This window comes from Polyangium sp. y55x31 (genome assembly GCF_029946505.1).
Lineage (GTDB): Bacteria > Myxococcota_A > Polyangia > Polyangiales > Polyangiaceae > Polyangium.
In genome coordinates, this window is the sequence record NZ_JARZHG010000009.1 from 168,034 (window position 1) to 191,049 (window position 23,016).

The 23,016-nt window shown below is 70.0% G+C and carries 15 protein-coding genes; 10 read left to right on the top strand and 5 right to left on the bottom strand.

What is annotated here, in order from left to right; all coding sequences use genetic code 11:
* Window positions 1-75 precede the first annotated feature (75 nt).
* From QHF84_RS18610 to thiL, 6 genes are all read left to right on the top strand, one after another.
* On the top strand, window positions 76-1,059 hold the full coding sequence (locus QHF84_RS18610; protein ID WP_281314664.1) for a homoserine kinase: 984 nt from the start codon (window positions 76-78) through the stop codon (window positions 1,057-1,059).
* A gap of 86 nt (window positions 1,060-1,145) precedes the next feature.
* The gene (locus QHF84_RS18615) at window positions 1,146-2,039 is read left to right on the top strand and encodes a M48 family metallopeptidase (protein WP_281314665.1); all 894 of its coding nucleotides are present in this window, start codon (window positions 1,146-1,148) and stop codon (window positions 2,037-2,039) included.
* A 9-nt stretch (window positions 2,040-2,048) separates the two neighbouring features.
* Window positions 2,049-3,818, top strand: a complete 1,770-nt coding sequence (locus QHF84_RS18620) for a dynamin family protein (RefSeq protein ID WP_281314666.1) — start codon at window positions 2,049-2,051, stop codon at window positions 3,816-3,818.
* Window positions 3,819-3,863: 45 nt separating this feature from the next.
* Window positions 3,864-4,595, top strand: a complete 732-nt coding sequence (locus tag QHF84_RS18625; RefSeq protein WP_281314667.1) for a gliding motility protein — start codon at window positions 3,864-3,866, stop codon at window positions 4,593-4,595.
* Complete coding sequence (locus tag QHF84_RS18630) at window positions 4,592-6,043, top strand: ATP-binding protein (RefSeq protein WP_281314668.1); 1,452 nt, start codon at window positions 4,592-4,594, stop codon at window positions 6,041-6,043. Before QHF84_RS18625 ends, QHF84_RS18630 begins: the two co-directional genes overlap by 4 nt.
* Window positions 6,044-6,052: 9 nt before the next feature.
* Entirely contained in the window at window positions 6,053-7,012 is a 960-nt protein-coding gene (gene thiL / locus QHF84_RS18635; RefSeq protein ID WP_281314669.1) for a thiamine-phosphate kinase, read from the top strand.
* Window positions 7,013-7,027: 15 nt separating this feature from the next.
* Here the strand turns inward: thiL and QHF84_RS18640 are convergent, their stop codons facing one another.
* The 3 genes from QHF84_RS18640 to sppA all read right to left on the bottom strand — a co-directional run bounded on the left by QHF84_RS18640 (window position 7,028) and on the right by sppA (window position 13,325).
* Window positions 7,028-7,492 carry a hypothetical protein gene (locus QHF84_RS18640; protein ID WP_281314670.1) on the bottom strand — a complete coding sequence of 155 codons (465 nt, stop codon included), beginning with the start codon at window positions 7,490-7,492 and terminating at the stop codon, window positions 7,028-7,030.
* Window positions 7,493-7,656: 164 nt separating this feature from the next.
* A complete protein-coding gene (locus QHF84_RS18645; RefSeq protein WP_281314671.1) occupies window positions 7,657-11,004 on the bottom strand; it encodes a vitamin B12-dependent ribonucleotide reductase in 3,348 nt (1,115 codons plus the stop codon).
* Between the two features lie 590 nt (window positions 11,005-11,594).
* Complete coding sequence (gene sppA, locus QHF84_RS18650; RefSeq protein WP_281314672.1) at window positions 11,595-13,325, bottom strand: signal peptide peptidase SppA; 1,731 nt, start codon at window positions 13,323-13,325, stop codon at window positions 11,595-11,597.
* Between the two features lie 200 nt (window positions 13,326-13,525).
* Between sppA and QHF84_RS18655 the strand changes: the two genes are divergently transcribed.
* The 3 genes from QHF84_RS18655 to QHF84_RS18665 all read left to right on the top strand — a co-directional run bounded on the left by QHF84_RS18655 (window position 13,526) and on the right by QHF84_RS18665 (window position 17,249).
* Window positions 13,526-15,217 carry a ribonuclease J gene (locus tag QHF84_RS18655; protein ID WP_281314673.1) on the top strand — a complete coding sequence of 564 codons (1,692 nt, stop codon included), beginning with the start codon at window positions 13,526-13,528 and terminating at the stop codon, window positions 15,215-15,217.
* A complete protein-coding gene (locus tag QHF84_RS18660) occupies window positions 15,214-16,152 on the top strand; it encodes a CHAD domain-containing protein (RefSeq protein WP_281314674.1) in 939 nt (312 codons plus the stop codon). The genes QHF84_RS18655 and QHF84_RS18660 overlap by 4 nt, the downstream gene beginning before the upstream one ends.
* An 89-nt stretch (window positions 16,153-16,241) precedes the next feature.
* Window positions 16,242-17,249 (top strand): hypothetical protein, encoded by a 1,008-nt coding sequence (locus tag QHF84_RS18665; RefSeq protein ID WP_281314675.1) that lies wholly within the window; start codon window positions 16,242-16,244, stop codon window positions 17,247-17,249.
* Between the two features lie 60 nt (window positions 17,250-17,309).
* On the opposite strand, the gene QHF84_RS18670 is transcribed toward QHF84_RS18665, so the two are convergent.
* A complete protein-coding gene (locus tag QHF84_RS18670; protein WP_281314676.1) occupies window positions 17,310-17,879 on the bottom strand; it encodes a peptidylprolyl isomerase in 570 nt (189 codons plus the stop codon).
* Between the two features lie 46 nt (window positions 17,880-17,925).
* Window positions 17,926-19,149: an acetyl-CoA C-acyltransferase gene (locus QHF84_RS18675; RefSeq protein ID WP_281314677.1), complete on the bottom strand. Its 1,224-nt coding sequence runs from the start codon at window positions 19,147-19,149 to the stop codon at window positions 17,926-17,928.
* A 289-nt stretch (window positions 19,150-19,438) separates the two neighbouring features.
* Here QHF84_RS18675 and QHF84_RS18680 point away from each other — a divergent pair, with 289 nt between their 5' ends.
* Window positions 19,439-22,762 (top strand): GAF domain-containing protein, encoded by a 3,324-nt coding sequence (locus QHF84_RS18680; protein WP_281314678.1) that lies wholly within the window; start codon window positions 19,439-19,441, stop codon window positions 22,760-22,762.
* Window positions 22,763-23,016: the final 254 nt, after the last annotated feature.

Here is a 23,016-nt window from a genome sequence, read left to right on the forward strand (position 1 = left end):
CCCCCAAGCATGCATTCGTGCTTCCCTTTCATAACGCACGGATCCCCGGGGCGCGAGAGGCGGCGCCTTGATACCGTGCAGCCGGACATGGGCATCTTCACGGCACTCTCCATCGAGGAAGCTCGGGCGCTCGGCGCGCGCTTCGGCCTCGTGATCACGGGCGCGCGTGGGCTCGACGCGGGCAGCGTGAACACGAGCTACGAGCTCACGATCGAAGGCGGGAGCCGGGCCTTTTTGCGGATCTACGAGGGCGTGGATGCCGCCTCGGCCGCGCGGGAGGCGCGCCTCGTCGCGCACCTCGCCGCGCATGGCGTTCCGACACCGAGGCCGCTGCTCCTCGCCTCCGGAGACGGCTCGTTCGTGGCCGAGCACGCGGGCAAACCCGCGGTCGTGTTCCCGTGGATCGAAGGTGAGGTCGTCTGTCAGCGCGGCGTGACCGAGGCGCACGCGCGCGCCGTCGGGGAAGGGCTCGCGCGGGTGCACCTCGCGGGCGCGTCGTTCGGCGAGCCGCTCGTCACGCGGTTCGGCCCCGAGGATCTCGCGGCGCGGCTCTCCGCGCTTCGCGAGCGGACGGACGTCCCGGAGCACGTTCGAACGATCCTGCCCTCGCTCGAACGGAAGCTCGACCGTCTCTCGCGTGTGAGCCTCGGCCCGACGCTCCCGGTGATCCATGCGGATCTCTTCCGGGACAACGTCCTGTTCAGGGACGGCGCGCTCACTGCGCTCCTCGATTTCGAGAGCTCGTCGAGCGGCGCGGCCGCGTTCGACCTTATGGTCACGGTGCTCGCGTGGTGCTTCGGAGACGGCCTCGATCGAGGCCTCGCGCGGGCCCTCGCGGGCGGATATTCCGCGGTCCGCGCCCTCGCGGACGACGAGCGAGCGGCGCTCCACGACGCGGCGCTCTTCGCGACGCTCCGCTTCACGATCACGCGCATCACGGACTACGAGTTGCGCCCGCGCGGCGCCTTTGCGTTCAAGGATTACCGGCGCTTCGTGGCGCGCGCGGAGGCGATCGAAGCGCTCTCCGCGCGCGGACTCGTCGAAATGCTCGGCGTGTGAAGGGCGCGTGAAGGAGTTTTGATTTTCGAGGTGGATCCTGGGCCGACGGTTGCGCCGTGGGGGGCCCGCCGTTACCTTCGAGGACCATGGCACAGGTCGGGACGCTCGATTTCAAAGGCTTCATCGAGAACCGCAAAGAACGGCGCGCAGGCGGCGTGGACGGGGGTGGACACGCGTATGCGTACGTCTCCGATCGAACGACGCGCGCCGCGTTCGACAAGATGAAGCCGGTGGAGCTCGCCGTCGCCGCCTCCGTCCGGTTCTTCAAGGCCGTCGGCAAGAGCGACCTGCTCGGACACGCGGTGAAGGTCGGGACGAACCAGTTCCCGCGCGTGCACGGCATCGCCGCCGAGTGCGCGCAGACGCTCGGCATCGCCACGCCCACCGTCTACATCCTCAACAACCCGCAGATGAACGCGGCGACGTACGGGACGAACGACGACTCGTTCATCATGGTCCACTCGGCGCTCGTCGATCACTTCTCCGACGAGGAGCTCAGGAACGTCATCGGCCACGAGTGCGGCCACATCCACAACAGCCACGTCGTCTACCTGACGGCGATGCACTACCTGAAGATCATGGCCAGCCGCCTGCTCGGCCCGCTGGTCGAGCCCGCGGTGGTGGCCCTCTCGAGCTGGTCGCGCCGCGCCGAGGTGACGTGTGATCGCGCGGGCCTGCTCTGCTGCAAGAGCCTCGACGTCGCGCAAAAGACGTTCGCCAAGCTCGCGCTCGGATCGACGAAGCTCTACGCCGAGCTCAACATGGACGCGTTCCTCGCGCAGTACGACGAGGGCCGGGAGGGCGTGGGCCGCTACCGCGAGCTGCTCGCGAGCCACCCCTACCTGCCGAAGCGCGTGATGGCCCTGCGCACGTTCGCCGAGAGCGAGCTCTACAAGAAGCACATCGGCCAGGATGCCCCCGGCCTCTCGATGGAAGAGGTCGACGAGAAGGTCCACGACATCATCAAGGTGGTCGGCTAGGAGCGCACGATGCTCGAGACATTCCGCACGAGACAGGTCGAAGTCACCACAGCGCTACGCGAGCTGCTCACGATCGCCGGCCGCGTCGGCGCGCGATCGCTCTCGCGCCGCCTCGGCAGCGACGTGGTCGACAAACTTTCGGCCGACCGCTTCCACCTCGTCGTCGTCGGCGAGTTCAACCACGGCAAGACGACCTTCGTGAACGCGCTGCTCGGCGCCGAGGTCCTGCCCGTCGGCGTGACCCCGACGACGGCCGTCATCCACCACCTCGAATACGCGTCCGAGCCTCGCGCGGAGCTCGTGCGGGCCTCGGGCGAGCGCACGACGATGCCGTTCGAGGAGGTGCGCAAGTTCGCCGTCGGCCAGGAAAAAGGCTCCGAGAGCGCGACGAGCGAGGTGAAGCACCTCGAGGTCTTCTATCCGGCGGAGCTGCTCCGCGAGCGCATCGTGCTCGTCGACACGCCAGGCGTGAACGACCTCTCGCTCCAGCGCGCGGACATCACCTACAGCTACATCCCGCGCTCGGACGCCGTGCTCTTCCTCATCGACGCGGGCCAGCCGCTCAAGGAGAGCGAGCGCGTCTTCCTCAACGAGAAGCTGCTCGGCCAGTCGCGCGACAAGATCATCTTCGTCGTCACCAAGAAGGACATCTGGAGCGACGACGAGGAGGAAGAGGCGCTCGCGTACATCCGCACCGAGCTCGCGAAGCTCATCCGCACGCCCGTGGTCTTCGCGGTGAGCGCGAAGCGCGCGGCCGAAGGTCATCCCGAGGAGAGCGGCATGCCGGAGCTGCTCTCGCACCTGACGAAATTCCTCGCCGAGGAGCGAGGCCGCATCCTGCTCGACAACGCGCTCGGCGAGGGCCTCGAAGCCGCGCGCATGCTCGTGAAGGGCATCGACGCGCGCAGGCGCGCCGCGCAGATGTCGAGCGAGGAGCTCGCGCGCCGCATCAACCTCCTGGAGAAGGATCTCGCGGGTCAGTCGCGCACGATCGAGGAGCGGCGCTCGGGCATCCGCGAGGAGGTCGCCGCGATCCGCGCCTGGGTGCAGCGCGATCTCGCGCACTTCGTCGACGACGTGACCCGGCAGATCCCGGACCTCGTGGACAACCACGACGCCGACGACCTCAAGGTGTGGCTCGGGCCCTTCCTCGAGAAGACGTTCGCCGACTGGGCGCAGGCCGAGACGAAGGAGATCGCGAACGCGCTCGAAGCGCTGGCCGAGAAGACGATCGCGCTCGTCCGCGAGGACGCGCACGACGTGGCCAAGCGCGTCGGGCAAGCGCTCGGCTCGGACGTCCGCTCGCCCAGCGTGGAGGTCGACACGCTCGGCTACGACGTGGGCATCTTCGCGCTCATGACCGTGGGCATCGGCGTGATGTTCACCAACATCCTGCTCGGCGGCCTGCTCCTGCTCGCCTCGCCCGTCCTCGCCGTCTACGTGAAGGACAAGGTCGAGGCCGAGACGAAGAAGCGCGCCAAGGAGCTCGCGCCGAACGCGCTGCGCGAGGCCGCCGCGCGCGTGGGCCCCAAGCTCGACGAGATGATCCAGGAGTTCGCGCAGCGGCTCGACCAGTGGGTCGTGACCGCAGGCGAGGAGCTTCACCGCGAGGTCATCGAGGTGCTGGAGGCCGCGCGCACCGAGCGAGCGGGCAAGGCGCCGGCCGTCGAGGCAGCGACGCAGGCGTGCGACGCGGAAGCGAAGGAGCTCACGGGCGTGGTCGAGCGGCTCGAAACCATGCGCCGCTCGCTCTGGGGCACGGACGCGGCCGCGAAGTGACGATCCCGGGGGACGTGCGCCCTCGGCCCATGCGATAGTGCGAGCGTGCAGCTCGATTTCGCATCACGCGAGATCTCGATCAAGCTCGTCTATTACGGTCCTGCGCTGAGCGGAAAGACCACGAACCTGGTCGCTCTGCACGGCCGCGCCGGCGCCGACGCGCGCGGGCGGCTCATGACGCTCGAGACGCAGGACGACCGCACGCTCTTCTTCGATCTCCTGCCGCTCACGTTCCGCTCGAAAGACGGCGACGTCTCGCTCCGCATCAAGCTCTTCACCGTCCCCGGCCAGCCGATCCACGCCGCGACGCGCAGGCTCGTCTTGCAAGGCGCCGACGGCGTCGCGCTCATCGCCGACTCGCGCGTCTCCGAGACGCAACGCAACGCCGACGCGTTCCTCGATCTCCGCCAGAACCTGCGCGACAACGGGATCGAGATCTCGAAGATGCCGCTCGTGATCCAGTTCAACAAGCGGGATCTGCCGGACATCCGCAGCGACGAGGAGCTCGCGAGGCTCGCGGCGCGCGGGAAAGAGCCGGTCTTCCGCGCGGTCGCGACGCGCGGGATCGGCGTCGTCGAGACGTTCGTCTGCCTGCTCTGGCTCACGTGGCGGTCGCTCGATCAGAGCCACCAGCTCTCGCGCAAGCTCTCGATCGACGGCGACGACCTCGTATCGACCGCGGCGCAGCAGCTCGGCGTGACCACGCCGTTCCGCGAGCTCATCGCCGCGCGCATGGGAGGCAGGGCGGCCGGCGCTGCGCCCGGAGGCGCTCCTTGAGCGACGAGCGCTCGACCGACGTCGACGCGCTCGGCCTCGGACTCGGACCTCTCAGGCTCGAGGACCTCGTCGACCGCGAGGCGATGCGCGGCATGGTCGGCTCGATCGAGCAGGTCTTCGGCATGCCCGTGCGGATCGTCTCGAACTCGGGCGTGAGCCTGGCGAGCTCGTCGCGCGAGGCCCCGCTCTGCGCGATGATCAACGAGGAGCCCGCGGGCCGCCGCGCGTGCGGCGCCATCGTCTCCGAGGTCAAACGTCTCCGCGTCACGTCGAGCGAGGGCACGACGCACGGCTGCTTCACCGGCGCGCGTTACCGCGTCGTCCCGATCGAATACGAGGGCGGCACCATCGGCCGCGCCATCCTCGGCCCCTACCTCCCGCCTTCGGTCGACACCGTCCCCGACACGCTCCTCGCGATCGAGGGCGTCGACCCCGCGCGCGCGGCGGAGCTCTTGCCGCACATGGCGCGCGCGACCGAGGCGACGGCCGAGATCGTCTCGAAGCACCTCGTCGCCGTGCTCGACGTGATCCTCTGGAGCGGGCACAAGGCCCTGCTCACGTCGAAGATGCACATCGCGTCGATCCGCGAGAGCTACCGCGAGCTGTCCGAGAAAAACGCGGCGCTCGAACAGGCCTACGAGCGGCAGCAGGAGCTCGACAAGCTGAAGTCGAACTTCCTCGCCACGATCTCGCACGAGCTCCGGACGCCGCTCACCTCGATCCTCGGCTACAGCGAGATGCTCGTGGGCGGCATCGCCGGCGAGCTCACGGGGCCGCAGCTCGACTTCGTGCAGATCATCCACTCGAAGAGTGATCAGCTCCTCAAGCTCATCATGAGCCTGCTCGACCTCTCGAAGCTCGAGAGCGGCACCGTGATGATGCGAAGGAGCGACGTGGCGATCGGCGCGGTGCTCGCCGAAGCCGCCTCGACGGTCGCGCCCGTGGCCACGAAGAAAGGCGTGACGCTCACCGTGGACGCGCCCGGGGATCTGCCGCTCGTGCTCGGCGATCCGGAGCGGCTCCGGCAGGTGTTCGTGAACCTCGGCGAGAACGCCATCAAGTTCACGCCGCCGGGCGGCACGGTGCAGATCGTGGCGCGGCAGATGGCGACCGAGGCGGACGCCGGCGGAGACGAGCCCGGCATGGTGCTGCTCGCGCCGCTCCGGCAGATGATCGAAGTGCGCGTGGCCGACACGGGCATCGGCATCCCGGAGGCCGAGCGCGACAAGGTCTTCGATCCGTTTTACCAGGTGGACCAGTCGTCGACGCGCGAGCACGGCGGCACGGGGCTCGGGCTCTCGATCGTGAAGCGGCTCGTCGAGGCGCACCACGGCACCGTGCACATCGAGGGCAACGAGCCGACGGGCGCCGTCTTCGTCGTGCGTTTGCCCGCGTCGCGCCCGTCGGCGCCGCCTTCGAAGGCGGCGATCTCGGTGCGGTTCGCGTAAAGTCGGGGCATGACAGCTCGGAGCTCGGAGCGAGCGCGGATCGAGATGCTCGCGCGCGTGTTCGGCGCGGAAAGCTCGGGCCGGACGGTCGTGGGCATCGGCGACGACGCAGCCGTGATCGCACCGGGCAAGGAGCCCCTCGTCTGGACCGTCGACGCACAGGTCGAAGGCATCCACTTCCGGCGTGACCTCGTCTCGATGGCCGACCTCGGCTACCGCGCGACGATGGCCGCTTCGAGCGACCTCGCAGCGATGGGCGCCTCGCCGCTCGGCATCCTCGCGGGCCTCGTGCTTCCCGAGTACGTCACCGACGAAGACCTGCGCGCCATCGCAGAAGGACAACACCAGGCAGCGAAGGAAGTTGGTACCCAAATCATCGGCGGAAACCTCGCGCGGGGGCGGGAGATCTCGATCACGACGACCGTGCTCGGTGAGACGCCGCGCCCGCTCGGCCGATCGGGCGCAAAGCCCGGGGAGGTCGTGGCGATGGCGGGGCCACTCGGGCTCTCGGCAGCGGGGCTCGTGCTGATCGAGCGAGGGCGCACGGAGGAAGCGGACGCAGCGCCGGCGGTCCGCGCATACCGGAGGCCCGTCGCGCGCATCGCGGCAGGGCTCGCGGCGCGGGACGTGGCAAGCGCGGCGATCGACGTGTCAGACGGGCTCGCGCGGGACGTGGGTCACGTGGCGCGAGCGAGCGGCGTGCTCGTGGTGCTCGACCCGGCGGCCCTCGTGACGGCCGAGCTCGCGCGAGCCTCAGCCCTCCTCGGCGTGGATCCGCTCGCGCTCGCGCTACACGGCGGCGAGGACTACGCGGTCGTGGTGACGGTGCCGGAGGGCGCGCTGCCTCCAGGTTTCAAGCAAATCGGGAAGGTGGTCCCGGCCGAGGGCAACACGAGCGGCGTCGCCCTCGAACGGGAAAACGGCACGCGCATCCCTCTCGAGGAGCGCGGCTACGACCACTTCGGCTGATCGTTCGTCCTCGAACTAATTACAAGCGGAAGGCGCATTCCCGGCCATCGTGGCCCGGATCTGCGTGAGCGCCGTCGAGCGCGGCGCCTTGCCCTCCTTGACGAGCTTCGACGTGCTGGCGCACATCGCAGCCGCCGAAGCAGCCTTCGATTTGACGGTCGTGTTCGCCTTCGGATCCTTCGCGAGGGCCTGCAGAGCCGAGCAACACCCATCAATCGAAGGCGCCGCCACGGGCTTCGGCGCCTCCGTGGGCGTGGCCGCAGCCGACGGCGCAGGCGCAGCCTCGGTCGGCGCAGCGCTGCCGGCCGCCGACCCTTGCGCCGCCTGCGGCGTATCTTCCGTGGCCTTGACCGGCGCAGGAGCCGCCGAAGGAATCGGAACAGCCTGAGGCGCCTCTTCCTCCTTCTTGCAGCCGGTGAAGAGCAACGCGCCGAGAGCAAACGTGAGCAGGGCGGAGCACGCGCGAGCGGAAGTGAGCATGAACGCCGTTTACCCGTGTTTCAGGGCGGCGGCTACTTTCGAGGCGGCGTGGCGCCGGGGTTTCACCCCGGGCCCGACCAGGGGTTGTCCACCCCTGGACCCGGACCAGGCACGGCCTGGACCGAGGGTGCATCGACCGCGATGCGGTCGATGCAGTCGGAGGTTTAGCTGCAACCCATGCTGTTGCCGCAGTTCAGGCACTTGTAGCAAGCGCCGTTGCGGACGGTGATGTGGCCGCAACCGTCGCACACCGGCGCGTCGCCCATCATGTCCTCGAGCTGCGCATCGAGCGCGCTCGTGACGCGCTCCTGCGCCTCGACGCGAGGCGCCGCGGCAGGCAGCGCCGGCGCAGCCGAAGAGCTCTCCTGCGCCCGCGTCTCCGCCGGATCCTGGATCGTCGCCGCCGGCTGCGGCTGCACATGCGCGAGGTCGTACCGGTGCAGGTACTCGATGCCGAGGATACGGAAGATGTAGTCGACGATCGACGTCGACAGCTTCACGTAGTCATGCCCCTCGACCACACCCTGCGGCTCGAAGCGCGTGAACGTGAACTGATCGACGAAGGTCTCGAGCGGCACGCCGTACTGCAGGCCCACCGAAACGCTCATGGCAAAGCAGTTCATGAGCGAGCGGAAGGCCGCGCCCTCCTTGTGCATGTCGATGAAGATCTCGCCGAGCGTGCCATCGACATACTCGCCGGTGCGGACGAAGATCTTGTGCCCGCCGACCGTCGCCTCCTGCGTGAAGCCCGTGCGCTTCTTCGGCAGTCGCACCCGCGCACCCGTCGGGCGAAGCGCAGGGACCGCAGGCGCCTGCGTCGCCGCCACGACCTCGGCCGGAGCCGCGGCCTTCGCCTCGGCCTTCTCCGCCTTCTCCTCCTTCGAATCACCCGACGCCGAGAGCGGCTGCGACGCCTTGCAGCCGTCGCGGTAAAGCGCGACCGCCTTCAAGCCGAGGCGCCAGCCCTCCTCGTAGATCTTCTGCACCTCGTCGACCGTCGCCTCGTTCGGCAGGTTCACCGTCTTCGAGATGGCACCCGAAAGGAACGGCTGCGCCGCCGCCATCATCCGCACGTGCGACATCGGCGCGAGGAACCGCTTGCCGATCTTCCCGCACCGGTTCGCGCAATCGAACACCGCGTAGTGCTCTTCGCGCAGGTGCGGCGCGCCCTCGACCGTCATGCGACCGACGATGACCTCGTTCGCCTCGGCGATCTCCGACGACGAGAACCCGAGCGCGCGGAGCAGCGAGAAGCCGGGCGTCTGGCGCTGCTCGGGCGTGATGCCGAGCCGCACGTACGCCTCTTCGCCGAGCACCCACGGGCTGAACGCGAGCCCGAGATCGAAGACGCCCGGGATGGCCGCCTCGATCTTCGCGAGGTCGTCATTCGTGAAGCCGCGCTGCTTGAGCGACGCGCGATTCACGTTCGGCGCGGCGAGCAGCGTGTTCGTGCCCGAGACGTAGGCGACGATCTCCTGCACCTCGTGCTCGCTGTAGCCGAGCCGGCGCAAAGCCTCCGGCACCGACTGGTTCACGATCTTGAAGTACCCGCCGCCCGCGAGCTTCTTGAACTTCACGAGCGCGAAGTCGGGCTCGATGCCCGTCGTGTCGCAGTCCATGAGCAGGCCGATCGTCCCGGTCGGCGCGAGCACCGTCGCCTGCGCGTTGCGGTAGCCGTTCTGCTGGCCGATGCGCACCGCCTCGTCCCAGTCCGCGCACGCCGCGCGCCAGAGCGGCTCCGGGCACTTCTCCCGATCGATCGCGTACGCCGCGTCGCGGTGCAGACCCATCACCCGCAGCATCGGCTCGCGGTTCTTCGCGTAGCCCGGGAACGGCCCGCGTGAACCGGCCATCTCGGCCGAGACCTTGTACGCATGGCCGCACATGATCGCCGTGATGGCGCCGGCCACCGCGCGCCCCTGGTCCGAGTCGTACGGGATGCCGAGGAGCATGAGCAGCGTGCCGAGGTTGGCGTACCCGAGCCCGAGCGGCCGGTAGTCGTGCGAGTTCCGCGCGATGGACTTCGTCGGGTAGGACGAGAAATCCACGAGGATCTCCTGCGCCACGAAGAAGACACGCGTCGCGTGGCGGAAGCCCTCGATGTCGAAGGTGCCGTCGGTGCGGAGGAACTTCGTGAGGTTCAGGCTCGCGAGGTTACAAGCCGTGTCGTCGAGGAACATGTACTCGGAGCACGGGTTGCTCGCGTTGATCCGGCCCGAGTTCGGGCAGGTGTGCCAGCGGTTGATGGTCGAGTCGTACTGGACGCCGGGGTCGGCGCAGGCCCACGCCGCATCGGCGACCAAACGCCAGAGGTCCTTCGCGTTCAGGGTCTCGACGACCTCGCCCGTCGTGCGAGCCCGCGTCTCCCAAGTGCCCCCGGTGGACACCGCACGCATGAAGTCGTCGGTGACGCGGACCGAGTTGTTCGAGTTCTGGCCGCTGACCGTGTGGTAGGCCTCGCCGTTGAAGTCCGCGGACATGCCGGCGCCGATGAGCATCTGCGCCTTGCGCTCCTCGCGGACCTTCCACTGGATGAAGTCGACGATCTCGGGATGGTCCATGTCGAGGCAGACCATCTTCGCGGCGCGGCGCGTCGTGCCGCCGCTCTTCGTCGCCCCGGCTGCGCGGTCGAAGACCTCGAGGAAGCTCATGAGCCCCGAGCTCGTCCCGCCGCCCGAGAGCTTCTCCTGCTTGCCGCGGATGGTGCTGAAGTTCGTGCCCGTGCCCGACCCGTACTTGAAGAGCCGCGCCTCGCTCTTCACGAGGTCGTAGATGCTCATCAGGTCGTCGTTGATCGACTGGATGAAGCAAGCCGAGCACTGCGGCCGCTCGTACGCGTTCGAGAGCTCGACGATCGAGCCGTCGCCCTCCTCGCGGTCGAAGGGCTGCTTTTGCTCGGTCCAGGCGTAGTTGCCGCCGGCCCCGACGATGCCGTAGCGGTGGTAGAGGCCGCAGTTGAACCAGACGGGCGAGTTGAAGGCGCCGTACTGGTTCACGAGGAGGAAGGTGAGCTCCGCCTCGAAGACCTCCGCCTCCTTGGTGCTGGCGAAGTAGCCGCCGAAGGTCTCGCCCGCCTCGCGGATCGTCTTGGCGAGGCGCTCGACCACCTGGCGCACGCTGGTCTCGCCGAGCTCCTTCTTCCCGTGGAGGCCGGCTTTGCGGAAGTACTTGGAGACGACGATGTCCGTCGCGAGCTGCGACCAGCCCGCCGGCACCTCGGCCCCCTCCATCTTGAAGACCACGGAGCCGTCGGGGTTGTTGATGACGCTCGAGCGGCGCTCCCAGGTGACCTCGTCGAGCGGGTTCGTGCCCCGGTGCGTGAAGACCCGGTCGAAGGTGAGGCCACGCGTACGTGCCGCCTTCTTCGCCTCCTTCGCGGAGACCGCCGCCCCGGCCGCCGCGGCCGCCGCGGTCTTGCCGGGCTTGTCCGAGGTACGGGCCGCGCGCTTCGTGCCCTCCCCTGACGACTTCGCCACCTTCCCGCCTTCCTCACCGATCGTCGGCTGCGCCATCTACATGTCTCCCAAGATGGAAAACGTCGCCTGCCCGTACGAACCGCTCCGAGAATCGTACAGTGGCGACGCTGCATTGGCAGGCCCGCGGCACTGCCTCTGCTTTTGTTCAGGAGTAATTCGAATTCGTTTGCCGCGCCGGGCTCGACTCACCCCGGCGGGCGGCCCCGCTGCCGACGGGTAAACCCCACCGGCAGCGTCCAGGTCGCCGTCGTACCCCAACCCCTAGCGTCCAGGCAAGCCCTCAAGATCAGGATGAGGGTTCAGCACACCAAACCACATGAACCGCTGCGCCCCTGTGGATTTGTCCCGGCTCAGCCTGGTTTTTCTGAACAAAGACCGAGATATGGAGCGCCTCGGGCAAACCTCCGGTGGCCCCGCTTGGCAGGAAAATTCCGTTTATCATCCCACACTGATTCCAATTCGGTCGAATTGTGTGGACCTGCCAAATGTAAGGAAACAACGCATTGACAACGCAAAGCGTGACGGTTCAGGCGCCGCCGCCGCTGCGCGGTGCGTAGCGTCGTTCCCACCGCGCGCCACGAAAAAGGATGGAACGCGCAGATCTTGCGGGATCTCTTGGGGAAACGTCACGTGAGCTCCAGCCAGGTTCGTCCATCCGAACCCCACGGCTCGTAGACGAGAACGCGCTCGCTCGCGGCGAGGTTCAGGCCGAGCAAGGCACGCTCGGCCACCGGCGAGAGGCCCAGTTCCCCGAGCACCGAGAGCGCCGTCCGAGCCACGGACGCCGCTGCCGGCGGCGGCCCCTCCCCCCGCGGCGGCGTGACGAGCCGAGGCTCGAGCGGCCCGAGCCCCGCGAAGTCCGACGCCCGAGCGACCGCGTCCGAGAAGCCCCCGAGCTCGTCGACGAGCCCACGCGCCCGCGCCTCGGTCCCGCTGTAAATGCGGCCCTGCGCGAGCTTGTCGATGTCCTCGAAGGGCCGGCCTCGGCCGCGCGCGACCACGCCCACGAACGTCCGGTAGAAGGCGTCGACCTCGGACTCGAGCACCGCACGCTCGGACGCTTCGAGCGGCCGGACGGGCGAGAACAGATCGGCGCGCGCTCCTCGCTTGACCACGTCCGTCGACACGCCGAGCTTCTCGAGCAGCCCGCGCAGGACGAAGTGCGCCGACACGACGCCGATGGAGCCCGTGATGACCTGGGGCTCGGCGATGATGACGCGCGCCGCCGCCGCGACGTAGTAGCCGCCGCTCGCCGCGACGTTCGAGAGGTACGCGACGACCGGCTTCTCCTTCGCGAGCAGCTCGACCTCGTGGTGGATGCGATCCGAGGCGACCGCGCTGCCGCCGGGTGAATCGATGTGCAAGACGACGGCCGCGATGCGTCGGTTGCTACGCGCCGCGCGGAGCGCCCGGACGATGCGGTCCTCGACGGCGAGCTTGCCGAGCGAGAAGCGGCTGCGCGAGACGATGGGCCCGTGCACCTCGACGAGGCCCACGACCGGCCGCGGCAAGAGCGGCCGGAAGCGGCGGGTTCGACGCGCTGCGAAGTAGTCGCCGGCCGACACCCAGCGCGCCGTCGGGGCCGGCTCCTTGCCGAGCAGCTTCGCGACCTCGTCCTCGTAGGCGACGGCATCCACGAGGCCGAGCTCGGCGGCGCGGCTCGCTCGGTAGGGCGCCTCGTCGACCCAGCGTGACGCGACCGTCACGTCTCCGCCGCACCGCTCCGCGAGCGCGCGGACGAGCGCGTCGTGACGCGCGCCGAGCACCTCGCCGAGCTGCTCGCGTTGCGCCTCGCTCATCGCGTCGCGCACGAGCGGCTCGGCGGCGGACTTGTACGTGCCGCGCGCAAAAACTTCGGGCTCGACCCCGATCTCGGCGAGGGCCCGCCGGAGGTACCGACCCGTCGCCGCGTAGCCGATCGGCGCGACGAGCGTCTCCGGACCGACGACGACGCGGCTCCCGGCGGACGCGAGGTACATCGTGTCGTTGTCCGCGCCCGTCGGCAGGTAGAAGACGACCTCCTTGCCCGCCTCCTCGAGGCTCGCGAACACCTTGCGCAGCGAGGCGAGCACGCTCGGACCGGCCGAAAGGCCGTCGAGCCGGACGAAGAGGCCCGCCGCTCGGTCGTCTCCGGCGATGAGCTCGCAGAGCTCGCGCACCCGCGTGACCGAGAGCGGCGGGCGCACGCGGCGCAGGATTCTGGCGAGCCCACGTGGCTTCGAGGGCAGCGTGTCGACGACGGGGCCGTCGAGGTCGAGCACGACGTAGCCGCCCTTCGGGATGGCGAACGCGCGCCGGAGCTGCCGGAGGGGCATCACGAGGAGGAGGAGGAGGTTCGTGAGGACGGAGCGCAGCAAGGGAGCCTTTTGGATGCTGGGGAAGCAGCGGGCGCAACGTAGACCCTCGGAGGCGTGGGCGGTAGATCGGGCCGTTCCCTCCTCGGGAAGGGCGCCATACCGCCCCGGCCGCGTTATGCTCCGGAGACGAGCAGGCCGATGACGGCGCTCGAACGCGACAAGGAGCGCTGTTGTCCTCGTTGAACGATCCCGAGAGCCGTATGTCCCCCCCTCACCCGCGTGGCCCTTCGGATGGGCGCGGCTCGCTGCGTATCGTCCCTCTCGGCGGGCTCGGCGAGATCGGGATGAACTGCATGGCGCTCGAGCAAGGCGACGACGTCGTGCTCGTCGACTGCGGCGTCACCTTCCCGACGACCGACCTCGGCATCGACACGTACCACCCGCGCTTCGACTACGTGATCGGGCACAAGGAGCGCGTGCGCGCCGTCGTGCTGACCCACGGGCACGAGGACCACATCGGGGGTCTGCCCTATCTGCTCGCGCACCTCGACGAGGACGTCCCGGTCTACGGACCGGCCCACGCGCTCGAGCTCGTCAAGCACAGGCTCGCCGAGCACGGCTACGGCGACGAGGAGGTCGAGCTCATCCCCGTCGCGCCGCGCAAGACGTACGAGGCCGGCTCGTTCTCGTTCGAGCCCATCCGCGTCACGCACTCGATCGTCGACGCGGTGGCCCTCGCGTTCCGGACGTCCGCGGGCATCGTGGTGCACACGGGCGACTTCAAGCTCGACCCCACGCCGCCCGACGGCGAGCTGACCGACGAAGAACGGCTCGCCGAGCTCGGCGACGAGGGCGTCTCGCTCCTGCTCTCCGACAGCACGAACGTCGACTCGCCCGGCCGCTCGACGAGCGAGCTCTCCGTGGGCCAGACGCTCGAGGAGATCATCACGCGCGTAAAAACCCGCGTCGTCATCGGGATGTTCGCCTCGAACGTGCAACGCCTCGCCATGCTGGCGAAGGTCGCCGTGGCCACGCGGCGGCGGATCTGCTTGCTCGGTCGCAGCGTGCAGGCCCACGTCCGCGCCGCCGAGATCTGCGGCCGTCTCAAGTTCCCGAGTGATCTGCTCGTGCCGCCCGAGCACCTCGGCTCGATGCCGCGCGACCGCGTCCTCATCATCGCGAGCGGCACGCAGGCCGAGCGCATGAGCGCGCTCGTTCGCCTCGCGGCCGGCACGCACCCCTTGCTCCGGCTCGACCCGGGCGACGTCGTCGTGCTGTCGAGCCGCATCATCCCGGGCAACGACCGGCCGGTCTTCGAGATGATGGGCGATTTCCTGCGCATGGGGATCGACCTCAAGACGTGGCTCACGGACCGGGGCGTGCACGCGAGCGGGCACGCCCATCGCGAGGAGCAGACGCGCATGATCGAGCTCTGCCGGCCGCGCTCGTTCGTGCCCGTGCACGGGACCTTGCACCACCTCGTGCGGCACGCCGCGCTCGCCCGCGAGGTCGGCGTCTCGGACGTGCTCGTCGCCGAGAACGGCGAGGTGGTCGAGCTCGGCGCACGGCCTTCGCTCACCAAGGCGGCGCGCGTGACCGTCGGCAAGGTCGCGACGTACGGCGGCGACGAGCTGCCCGACGAGGTGATCCGCGAGCGCGCGCAGCTCGGGCGATCGGGCGTGGCGATGGTGTCGATCGTGCTCGACCGGCGCGGCGCGGTCGCCGCCCCGCCGCGTGTCGTGCAGCGCGGCGTCGTCGATCAAGAGGAAGGCGCCTCCGAGGTGATGCGCGCGGCGGCGACCGCCGTGTCGCGCGCGGTCGCCGACACGGACGGGCGGACGCGGACGAGCGACGAGGGCATGACCGAGGTCGTGCGACTCGCCGCGCGACGCGTCATCGAGGCGAAAACAGGACGCAAGCCGATCGTCGTGGTGGCGCTCTCCCGGATATGAACGAACCGAGTCATGCCCACGAAGTCCTCGCCGTGGCGCTCCACGCGCTCATCGCGGACGCGCGCGCGGCGCGGGCGCGGGTGCTCGCCGTCTCGGCGTCCGCGCTCGCGCAAACGCCGGGCGGCCCGACCGACGAGGAGGCGCTCCACGACTTCCGCGTGGCGCTCCGGCGGATGCGGACGATCCTCCGCGTCGCGCGCGAGGTCTGGCGGCGCAAGCGCCTCGCGCGGATCGAGGGCGAGATCCGCTACCACGCCCAGGCCACGGGCATGCTCCGCGACGAGGAGGTCCTACGCGAGACGCTCGCCGCGCTCGACCTGCCGCCCGAGACGCGCGCCGAGGTGGACGCCTGGCTCAACCGCCGCGACCGCACCGTGCGGAAAGAACACGCCGATGTGACGCGCCTCCTCCGGGACGGCCCTCCCCGTCGCGCCCCGACCTTGCCGAACGGCAAGCACATACGGCCTCTCGAGCGCTCCTTCCACGCGCTCGCCGCGCGCCTCGACGGCGACACGCCGCGGCTCGTGTCCACCGTCGATCTCGGTCACGCCGTCCTCGATCATGCCGCGCGCGACGTGGTGACGTGGGCGATGCGGGACGTCGGCGACACCGAGGCGATGCACGAGCTCCGCATTCGTTACAAGCGCCTGCGGTACACCGCCGAGCTCTTCGCCGAGCACCTCGGCGCCACCGCGACGCGCTTCGCCAAGCACGCGACGCGCATGCAGCGACACCTCGGGGAGCTCCACGACATCGACCACGCGATCGTCACGCTCTCTCGCGCGCGCGGCCTCGACGCGGCCTCGAAAGGTGCGGTCCTCGCGGCGCTCCATGCTGCCCGCGTGCGGTGCGCATCGAAGGTCGAGCCGCACCTCGTGGAGGCGCGAAGCCTCATGGATCGTGGGCCGGACGACGAGACACCCTTGCCCGTGTGAGCGCTCGCCGGTCTCCTGCGATTGCGCGTGACGTGATACCTTCGGGCATCCTTTCCAATCGGGCCAGCGCGCCCGAGCGAGGTGATGCCGTGAAGCGCTCCGCCATCTTGACCGCAACCCTTCTTTCGGCCCTGGGCCTCACGTACGTGGGCTGTACCCAAGACTTCAACCAGTTCGAGCCCACGGGCGGCACCGGTGGCCTCGGAGGTGGAGCGAGCTCGTCGAGCACGATGAGCGGGCCCGGCGGCATGGGTGGCATGGGCGGCGTCGGCGGCATGGGCGGCGTCGGCGGCGTCGGCGGCGTCGGCGGCGTCGGCGGCATGGGCGGCTCGGGCGGCATGGGCGGCATGCCCTGCCAGAACCCCGGCGACTGCCCGGCGGACACCGCTTGCCGTGACTGGAGCTGCGTTCAGGGCATGTGCGAGGCGAACGACGCGCCCGACGGCATGGGCCTGCCCGACCCGACGAACGGCGACTGCAAGGACCTCGAGTGTGACGGCATGGGCGGTGAAAGGGAGGTCGTCGACGAGGGCGACACGCCGCCCGGCGACGGCAACCCCTGCACGGACTCGGCCTGCGTGAATGGCATGCCCATGCACGTGCCGAACACCGGTGACCCCTGCCAGGGCGGCGTGTGCAATGACGCGGGGATGTGCGTCGCGTGCATCGCGGACGGCGACTGCATGGGCGAAAACCCCACGTGCCTGCCCGACAACACGTGCATCTCGTGCAGCGACGGCGTGATGAACGGCGACGAGACCGCCGTCGACTGCGGCGGCAAGTGTGGCCTGTGCCCCGGCGAGACGTGCGCGGCGAACGGCGATTGCAAGAGCGCCTTCTGCGTCGACGCCGTCTGCTGCGAGACCGCCTGCACCGGCACCTGCCAGGCGTGCAACGTCGCGGGCAACCTGGGCACGTGCGTGAGCACGCCCAAGGGCACCGAGGACGCGAACGGCGCCGTGGCCTGCACGATGACGATGGCCTGCGACGGCAACGGCGCGTGCAAGCTGAAGGGCGGCGAGAAGTGCAATCAGAACAGCGATTGCATCAGCAACATGTGCATGGGCTCGGGCGCGAACAAAACCTGCGCGCCCTGATCGAAGCCCCCGCGCGCGCCGGGTCTCCGCGGAGGCCCGGCGCCGCTTCGCCGGCTCCGGCTACTGCCGGAAGATCTCCACCCGCTCGAGCACCACGTCCTGCACCGGCCGATCCGCGGCCCCGCGCTGCACGTTCGCGATCTTGTTGACCACGTCCTGACCGGTCACGACCCGGCCGAAGACCGAGTGCCTGCGGTCGAGGTGCGGCGTCGCCCGCTCCGTGATGAACCACTGCGACCCGTTCGTCCCCGGGCCGCTGTTCGCCATCGACAGCACGCCTGGCCCGTCGTGCTTGAGGTCCGGGTGGAACTCGTCGGCGAACTCGTACCCCGGCCCGCCCCGGCCCCAGTTCGGCGCCATGTCCGGGTGCCGCGTGAGCGGATCGCCGCACTGGATCATGAAGTTCGGGATGACGCGGTGGAAGCGGACGCCGTTGTAGAGCGGGCCCTGCTGCGTCTGCTTGGTCTTCGGATCCCGCCAGGGGAGCGTGCCGGTCGCGAGGGCGACGAAGTTCTTCACGGTGTTCGGCGCGCGCTCCTCCTCGAGCCGGATGACGATGTCGCCGAGCGTCGTGACGAGCCGCGCGTGGAGCTGCCCTTGGCCGGGCACGTTGATGGCCGGAAATTGCATGTCTCTTCCTCTTCCTTTACCTGGGGCCTTTTGGGCCCCGACCCCCTCAGACTTTCTCGAACAGAGCCGCGATCCCTTGCCCCACGCCGATGCAGAGCGACGCGAGGCCGAGCCTCTTCTCGCGCGCCTTCATCGCGTGCACGAGCGTGCAGGCGATCCGCGCGCCCGACGAGCCGATCGGATGGCCGAGCGCGATCGCGCCGCCGTTCACGTTGACCCGTGACGGATCGATCTCGAGCGTCCGCACGCACGCGAGCGCCTGCGCCGCGAACGCCTCGTTCAGCTCGACGAGGTCCACGTCCGACGCCTGAAGGCCCGCGCGGCCGAGGAGCTTTCGCACGGCGGGGATCGGCCCCTCGCCCATGAAGCTCGGATCCACGCCGGCCGTCTGGCTGCCGAGCACGCGCGCGAGCGGCGTCACGCCCGTCTGCGCAACGACCTCCGCCGACGCGAGCAAGAGCCCCGAGGCGCCGTCGTTGATCGGCGACGAGTTGCCCGCCGTCACGCTGCCGCCCTTCTTGAACACCGCCGGCAGCTTCGCGAGCGCATCGAGCGTCGTGCCGTCGCGCACGGACTCGTCGCGGTCGAACAGCACGGGATCGCCCTTCTTCTGCGGGATCGGCACCGGCACGACCTCGGCCGCGAACGCCCCGCCCTTCCACGCCTCGGCTGCCCGGCGTTGCGACTCGACCGCGAAGCGATCCTGATCCTCTCGGGAAATCCCGTACTTCTCGGCCACGTTCTCGGCCGTCTCGCCCATCGAGATCAGCGGGAAGCGCGCCTTCATGCGCGGGTTCTCGTACCGCCAGCCGAGCGTCGTGTCGTAGACCGGCGGCGGCGTGCGATCGAAGGCGTTCGCCTGCTTCGGCATGGAGAACGGCGCGCGCGTCATGCTCTCGACCCCGCCCGCGATCACGCAGGACGCCTCGCCCACGGCGATCATCCGCGCCGCGTCCGCGACCGCTTCGAGGCCCGAGCCGCAGAGCCGGTTCACCGTCACGGCCGGCACCTCGTAGGGCAGGCCCGCGATGAGGAGCGCCATGCGCGCGACGTTGCGGTTGTCCTCGCCGGCCTGGTTCGTCGCACCGAACACCACGTGATCGAGCCGCGGGGCGAGCGCCTCGTTGCGCTTCGCCAGCGCCGACACGACGTGCGCCGCGAGGTCGTCGGGCCGCACGCTCGCGAGCCCTCCGGCGTACCGGCCGATCGGCGTGCGGACGGCGTCGACGACGTAGACCTCGCGAGGCAAAAGAGACTGTCGCGTGCTCATGCGAAGGGACTCTAGTCCCAGCCCCCGAGCCTTCGCAAAGCTTCGTTTTCCTCACCCACGACCGCGCACGACGTGAGGCTTCGTGCGCCTCGCATCACGTGCATTCGATGCGGCCTCACACGCGCGCAAATCCTGCGTGCGTGATGCGCGTGGAGGAACGTCGCAGACGGACCGAGACGCGACACGTTTTCTCCGACGAGGCCTTTTTGTCGCGTATCACGACGAAAATGAAGGTACGCTCCGGAGTCGTCACCGCGTGGGGGGGAGCGCCGCGCACTGACGGAGCGCCATGAAAAGCACCGAGCACCGAGCGCGCGAGCCCGGTCCTACCGAGGAGCAACTCGCCTTCCTGGCGCGAGCCGGCGAGCGCCTGGCGAGTTCCCTCGATCTGCGCACGACACTCGCGAACCTGGCCCGGCTGAGCGTGCCGACGCTCTGCGACTACTGCGTCATCGACCTGCTCGAAGAAGACGGACGCCTGCACCGCGTCGAGGCCGTGCACGTCGACCCCGCCAAGGAGCACCTGCTCCGGCCCCAGGCGTTGCCGCGCGACAGCGGCATGTGGTTTGCCGACGTCGGCCCGCGCCTGCTCGCCCGGGGCGAACCCCTGCTCACGCCGAGCAACGACGCCGTCCCCACCCCGCGCAGCCACCCGTTCTTGCCCGTGGCCGTGCTCGGCACGATCTCGTCCATCAGCGCGCCCCTCGTCGCCTCGGGCCGCACGATCGGCGTGCTCACGCTGGCCACGGCCGACTCGGGCCGGAGGTACGGCCACGCCGATCTCGCGATCGCCCAGGACCTCGCCCGGCGCGCCGCGCTCGCGATCGACAACGCGCGCCTGCACGCGGCCGAGCAACGCGCCCGCGAGGCCGCCGAGCGCGCCGCCGCCCGCACCTCGCGCCTGCAAGCCCTCACGTCGAGCCTGGCCGCGGCCCTCACGCCCGCGCAGGTCGCCGACGCCGTGCTGCAACAAGGCCTCGTCGCCGTCGAGGCCCGCGCCGCCGCGCTCGCGCGGTGCACGCAGGATGGGAGCCTCAAGATCATCGGCGCCCTCGGCATCCTCCCGCGCACCCTCTCGCGTGGCGCCCGCATCGCCGAGGATGCTGGAGGTCCCCTCGCCGAGGCCGTGCGCCGCAAGCAGCCGCTCTGGCTCGAATCCGAGGCCGCCGTCGCCGAGGCGCGGGCCCTCGCCGAGGTCGATCCGGAGGACCGGGACCCGCCGAGATCCCTCGCCTGTTTGCCCCTCCTCGTCGACGACCGGGCCACGGGCGTGATCCTCTTCTCCTTCCGCGAGCCCCGCGTCCTCTCGCACGAGGACCGCTCGTTCTTGCTCACGCTCGCGCGCCAGTCGTCGCAGGCGATCGAGCGCGCGCGCCTCTACGAGGCCACCGAGCGCGCCCGCGCCGCCGCCGAGCTCGCGACGATGCGCCTCGTCGCCCTGCAGCGCATGACGGCCGCGCTCTCCGACACGATGAGCCGCATCAAGGTCGCCGAGACCATCGTCGACCACGTGCGCGACATGCTCCCGAGCTGCAAGGCCATCGTCGCCACCGTCTCCGCCGACGGCGAGCACCTCGATCTCGTCCGCGCCATCGGCCACACGCGCGAGACGCTCGACCGCTACGACTCGATGACGCTCGCCTTCTCCTCGCCGCTCACGGACGCCGTGCGCAACCAGACGCCGCTCTTCTTCGACGACGAGGAGACCTTCCGCGCGCGCTACCCGCACCTCGCGACCGGCACGCCCGACGCGCCGTGTTGCGTCGCCGCCGTACCGTTCGTCGTCGAGGATCGCGCCATCGGCGGCCTCTCGCTGCGCTACCACCGGTCGAGCCAGCACGCGAGCGAGGACAACGCGTTCATCCTGCACCTCGCCCGCACCTGCACGCAGTCGCTCGAACGCGCCTACCTCTACGAGGCCGAGCGCAAGGCCCGCGCCGAGGCCGACGTCGAGCGGAGGCGCCTCGCCCTGCTCGCCGAGGCGAGCGCCGTGCTCAACGCCTCGCTCGATCCGGCGGCCATCTCCGAGGCGCTCGCGCGCGTCGCCGTGCCGAACTTCGCGGGCTACTGCATCGTCTGCAGCCTCGACGAGGACGGCACCCCGCAGTTCGTGAACGCCCTGCACGAGGATCCCGAGAAGGAAGCGCTCCTCAGGGACATGCACACGCGTTACCCCTTCGGCCCGAACCACCCGATCACCGAGGCCGCGCACTCGGGCAAGGCGAAGCTCCTGCGCGTCGTCGACGACAGCTCCTTCCGCGCCATCGCCGCCGACGAGGAGCACCTCGCGATCCTCCGCGACATCGGCACCACGTCGTCGATCGTCGTGCCGCTCATCGCGCGGGGCCACACCCTCGGCGTGCTCTCGTTCGGCACCACGCGCATGCGGTACACCCAGGCCGACGTCGCGCTCGCCGAGGAGCTCGGCCAGCGCGCCGCGCTCGCGCTCGACAACGCGCGCCTCTTCCACGAGGCGCAGGAGGCGAGCCGCGTGAAGGACGAGTTCCTCGGCGTCGTCTCGCACGAGCTGCGCACGCCGCTCAACGCCATCCTCGGCTGGGCGCGCATGCTCCGCACCGGCGCCGTACGCGAGGGCAACCAGCCGCGCGCGCTCGAATCGATCGAGCGCAACGCCGTGCATCAAGCGAAGCTCATCGACGACCTGCTCGACGCCTCGCGCATCACGGCCGGCAAGCTCCGCCTCGACCCGTCGATCCTGGAGCTCGCGCCCGTCGTCGAGGCCGCGGTCCATTCGGTCACGCCGGGCGCGACGAACCGCGAGATCACCCTGCACACGGTCTTCGACCCGGGCGGCATCCCGATCTTCGGCGACCCGAGCCGCCTCCAGCAGGTCGTGTGGAACCTGCTCTCGAACGCCATCAAGTTCACGCCGAAGGGCGGGCGCATCGACGTGCGGCTCGCGCGCGCGGGCGACGAGGCCGTGCTCGTGGTCACCGACAGCGGCCGCGGCATCCGCGCCGAGCTCTTGCCGCACATCTTCGAGCGCTTCCGCCAGGGCGACGGCACGCTCACGCGCGCCTCGGGAGGCCTCGGCCTCGGCCTCTCGATCGTGCGTCACCTCGTCGAGGCGCACGGCGGCACGGTGCGCGCCGAGAGCGACGGCCCGGACACGGGCGCGAAGTTCACGGTCAAGCTCCCGATCGCCAAGCCACGCCCGCTCCCCGCGCCGGGCCCGCCGGCCGACGAACGCCGCGCCGAGAAGCGCGCGCTCGCGGGTTTGTCGGTCCTGGTCGTCGACGACGAACCCGACGCGCGGGAGATCCTCTCCGAGATCCTCGACATCGCAGGCGCGACCGTGAAGACGGCCGCCGACGCCGCCGAGGCGTTACGCATCCTGTCCGAGTTCGTGCCCGACGTGCTCGTCTCGGACCTCGCGATGCCAGGCGACGACGGCCTCTCGCTCATCCGTAAGATCCGAAGCCGCACGCCGGATCGGATCGCGACCGTGCCGGCCATCGCGCTCACGGCGTACACGCGGCCCGAGGATCGCGTCCGCGCGCTGAACGCGGGCTTCCAGATGCACGTGCCGAAGCCCGTGGATCCGACGGAGCTCGTGGTGACGATCGCGAGTCTGCGGACGCTGCTCGCCTGATTTTGGTCTCGTCTGGCAGCCGCCGCGCCGGGGCGCTGCCCCGGACCCCGCGGGGGCTGTCCGCCCCTCGACCCGGACCAGGGCAAGCCCTGGACTCAGGGGGGAAAAACTGCGCTACGCGCAGTTTTTCCCACAGGCCGGTGGCAAGACCGTGGAGGTTCGTCTCGTGCGGCGACGGGCGCTGCCTGTCGAGACGCCGTGTTGGCTGGCAGGGTCGTGGGTGGTCTTGACCCTGACCCGTTCGATGAACTGCG

Bases quoted from the DNA above. Each gene is read 5' to 3' on its own strand.
- QHF84_RS18615 (WP_281314665.1), top strand. From the start codon at position 1,146: ATGGCACAGGTCGGGACGCTCGATTTCAAAGGCTTCATCGAGAACCGC.
- QHF84_RS18620 (WP_281314666.1), top strand. From the start codon at position 2,049: ATGCTCGAGACATTCCGCACGAGACAGGTCGAAGTCACCACAGCGCTA.
- thiL (WP_281314669.1), top strand. From the start codon at position 6,053: ATGACAGCTCGGAGCTCGGAGCGAGCGCGGATCGAGATGCTCGCGCGC.
- QHF84_RS18640 (WP_281314670.1), bottom strand. From the start codon at position 7,492: ATGCTCACTTCCGCTCGCGCGTGCTCCGCCCTGCTCACGTTTGCTCTC.
- QHF84_RS18645 (WP_281314671.1), bottom strand. From the start codon at position 11,004: ATGGCGCAGCCGACGATCGGTGAGGAAGGCGGGAAGGTGGCGAAGTCG.
- QHF84_RS18655 (WP_281314673.1), top strand. From the start codon at position 13,526: ATGTCCCCCCCTCACCCGCGTGGCCCTTCGGATGGGCGCGGCTCGCTG.
- QHF84_RS18660 (WP_281314674.1), top strand. From the start codon at position 15,214: ATGAACGAACCGAGTCATGCCCACGAAGTCCTCGCCGTGGCGCTCCAC.
- QHF84_RS18670 (WP_281314676.1), bottom strand. From the start codon at position 17,879: ATGCAATTTCCGGCCATCAACGTGCCCGGCCAAGGGCAGCTCCACGCG.
- QHF84_RS18675 (WP_281314677.1), bottom strand. From the start codon at position 19,149: ATGAGCACGCGACAGTCTCTTTTGCCTCGCGAGGTCTACGTCGTCGAC.
- QHF84_RS18680 (WP_281314678.1), top strand. From the start codon at position 19,439: ATGAAAAGCACCGAGCACCGAGCGCGCGAGCCCGGTCCTACCGAGGAG.